Source organism: Hyella patelloides LEGE 07179 (assembly GCF_900659865.1).
Lineage (GTDB): Bacteria > Cyanobacteriota > Cyanobacteriia > Cyanobacteriales > Xenococcaceae > Hyella > Hyella patelloides.
Genome location: NZ_LR214184.1, coordinates 1 through 3,563 on the forward strand (window position 1 = coordinate 1; position 3,563 = coordinate 3,563).

General features: G+C 37.0%; 2 protein-coding genes. Both read left to right on the forward strand.

The window, feature by feature from the left end; translation table 11 throughout:
- On the forward strand, positions 1-1,065 hold a 1,065-nt coding region (locus tag H1P_RS31795; protein ID WP_222427345.1), incomplete at its 5' end, for a DUF1822 family protein.
- Between the two features lie 29 nt (positions 1,066-1,094).
- Positions 1,095-3,458, forward strand: coding sequence for a CHASE2 domain-containing protein (locus tag H1P_RS31800; protein WP_144875256.1), 2,364 nt, complete (start codon positions 1,095-1,097; stop codon positions 3,456-3,458).
- Positions 3,459-3,563: the final 105 nt, after the last annotated feature.

The window sequence follows — 3,563 nt, forward strand, 5'->3', positions numbered from 1 at the left end:
CCAAACTCTATTACAACGAGAACTAGAAGGCTAAATAATCTTTTGTTATTAGAAGAAACTATGATCGAAGTTATGATGGAATCGGAATTATTTAAGATCCCTTTGACGTTATCGGCTCGCATTCGTGCTGAGGAATTTTCGCGACAACAATCCAATTCAAGAAAAGCCAAGCAGGTCTATCAAAATACGTTAACGGTTGCTGCGGTTAACACTTATTTACAATGTTTGGGATGGGTAACCAGCTTAGAAAATAGCGATAGTTGGTATCCTTTGATGCAAACTCTTCTAGATATAGCAGATTTGGAGCTTCCTGGTTATGGAAAATTAGAGTGTCGCTTAATACAAGCTGAAGAACGAGTAATGGTAATTCCTGAAGAGGTAAGCTCAGATCGAATAGCTTATATTGCTGTGAATATAGAACAGTCGCGAAATTTAGCTTATTTATTAGGATTTGCCACCGAAGTTTCATCATCAACAATTCCCTTAAGCCGTTTAAAGCCAATAACGGAGTTACCTGAATATTTGGAGCAGTATGAGCAAAATTCAGCTCCTCAAAAACAATTATTACCCAAGCTGAGCGATTGGCTATCAGGAGTTGTAGAAGCTGGTTGGAATACCCTTGATAGTTTACGAGAAACTCAACCAGATATGGTGTTTAGGATTCCTCCTTCTAAGGTGCATTTTTGTACAGGGATAATTCCTGTTACTTCAGCATCAGAGGAAGAATCCAGGGAAACTCTAACAGCAGGAGTCAGTAGAGTAAAACTATGGGATTTAGGACAGAGAGACAATTACCGCAAAATTGCCTTAGTTATTACTCTATTAGTTACAGAAAATGAGGAAATAGAAATTTCTATTAAAGTTTGTCCGACTAATGAAAATGCTTATTTACCTGAAGGATTAGTCATTAAAATACTTGATGAGGCTCAACAGCCGATCTTACAAGCTCAAACAAAAACCACCAATGAAAATATTGAATTTTTTCTGAGTGGAGAAGCAGGAGAGTTTTTTAGTATTCAAGCTGCCTTAAATGGTGTAATTAAAAGAGAAAGCTTTATGATTTAGGTGCTGATGATGATATTTCACCGATTGGAATGGCGAAGTTAGTAGTTTTTAAGCTCGACGGAGATTTTGCTGAGGGATTTAGAGTTGATGTAGAAATTTTTTTTGAAGATAAAAGCTTTGGTGGTAGAAAATCGGGAGAACTACCTTCAGCATTAGAATTACTGCAATATTTAGAGACTTGGCAGCTAGAATATCGCTCATTAGGCAATAGTACGAGAATTAAAGGAAAAAAGGTTATCTTTACCAGTAGCAACGCCAGAAGCAAATTAAACCTCTGGGGAGAGCAGCTAAAAAAGAAGTTTCACAGGTGGTTAAGAGCAGAAAGCTTCCAAGATATCAATTTGTGGTTACGAGAAAAACTCGATCCGCAAGAATCTATTAGGATGCTGCTATGTACGAATAATCAGAAAGTGCATCAGTTACCTTGGAATCAATGGGATTTCGTCCAAAGTTATCCTCGTGTCGAGATTGCTTTGAGTCGATTAGATGTGGCAAAAGTATCTCCTTTTGTGGTTTCTCCACAAAAATCTCAAGTTAGGATTTTAGCCATTTTTGGTAGTAGCCATCAAATCAATGTTGAGCAAGATCTCAAAATTTTAACGACTCTTCAGAATACTTACCTCGAACCTTTGATCGAACCTCAACGAGAAGTATTATACGATCGCCTATGGTCGGAATGCTGGGATCTGGTTTTTTTTGCTGGACACAGCGAAACTATTGCAGGACAGGGTATTATTTATCTCAACGAGCAAGATGTTTTAACGATTACTGATTTAGAGTATACTTTACAAACAGCGATCGCTAAAGGCTTGCAGCTAGCAATTTTTAATTCTTGTGATGGTTTGGGTTTGGCTTATGCTTTGGGTCAATTGGCTTTACCCCAGATAATTGTGATGCGAGAACCAATAATTGATGCTGTTGCTCATAAATTTTTGGATTATTTTTTAGCAGAATATAGTAATGGTCAACCTCTTCATTTAGCAACTCGTAAAGCCAGAGAAAGACTCCAAGCATGGGAAAGAAAATATCCCTTTAGTAGTTGGCTACCAGTACTGTATCAAAATCAGTCTGCAACTCCTCCTTTATGGTCTGAATTAACAGGAGCAAAAAACACTCAAAGGATTACGAAAAGACGTATTAGCGATCGCCATGACGGTCGTAATGTTTTGATTGTCGTTTCTGCGATCGCTTTTTGTCTAGTTTGGTTCGCTCAAGCTATGGGATGGTTACAAGCAGCAGAGTTAAAAAATTATGACCGCGCTCTGAGTTTAAGACCAGCAGAAGCCAGAGATGAGCGAATTTTAGTTATTACAGTAGACGATCGAGATATCAAATATCAATCTCAACAAGGAATGACTATGCGGGGTTCTTTAGCCGATGAAGCTTTAGCAAAATTGTTGACTAAAATAGAGCCTTACGCACCTGTGGCGATCGCATCAGATATTATTCATGATTTTGCATATTCCCCTCAATTGAGCCAAATTACTGATAAAAAATCTAATTTTGTGGCTATTTGTCGTGTTGCTAATGCAGAGTCTAATTTAGCCAATATCGAACCCCCTCCAGGTATTACTAAGACGCAGACAGGATTTACTAACATCGCAATTGACAATGACGGAGTAATTCGCCGACACATCTTAGGAATGTCTCCTGATACGAAATGTCAAAGTGATATGTCTTTAAGTCTGCGGATGGCTCTTAAGTATTTAGATCATCTTGTCACAGCAAAAAAAGAAAATCAAACTATTTATCCTCGTAGATTTACTGAAAATGGTTATTTAGAAATTGGTAAAATTATTTTTCCTAAAATTGAGTTTGATAGCGGAGCATATCAGTTACCAAAAACAGAAAATAGAAGTTATCAGATATTATTTAATTACCGTGCCTTACCACCCCAAACTATTACTTTACGCCAAATATTAGCAGAAACCTCAGCACAAAAACTATCAAACTCGATCAAAGAAAAAATTATTTTTATCGGAGTCAAAAGCCATAATAATGATTTACACTATACTCTTTATAGTAAAGGTCAACAATCAGCAAGAGTACCAGGAGTGTTAATTCATGCTCAAGCTACCAGTCAGATTATTAGCGCAGTTTTAGATCGCAGAAAATTAATTAGATGGCTACCTAATCAATTGGAATCACTTTGGATGGCTATTTGGGGATTAATAGGCAGTGCAGTAGGGGGAATCTGCTCTGATTTACTATTCAAAAAATATAACTCTTTATTAGTTATTGTGGTGGCAATCTTTTGCTCTTTGACAATACTTTATGTAAGTTATTTTAGTTTACTGTTATTTGGTTATTGGTTACCTTTAGTTGCTCCTGCTTTAGCATTTATCTTGGCTGCATCTGGAAGTTTATTTTTAACTAGGAGTAATAAGTATTAAGCTAGGGAGATGATATAAAGCGGATTCACCGAATGCGCGAAAATCAAAAAATAATTCATTTGTTGAATCCTCGCTCCTTCTCCTCAGACTCACGGTTCGCTTAAA

Excerpts from the sequence above, each read along its gene's own strand:
- H1P_RS31800 (WP_144875256.1), top strand. The coding sequence starts at position 1,095 with ATGGCGAAGTTAGTAGTTTTTAAGCTCGACGGAGATTTTGCTGAGGGA.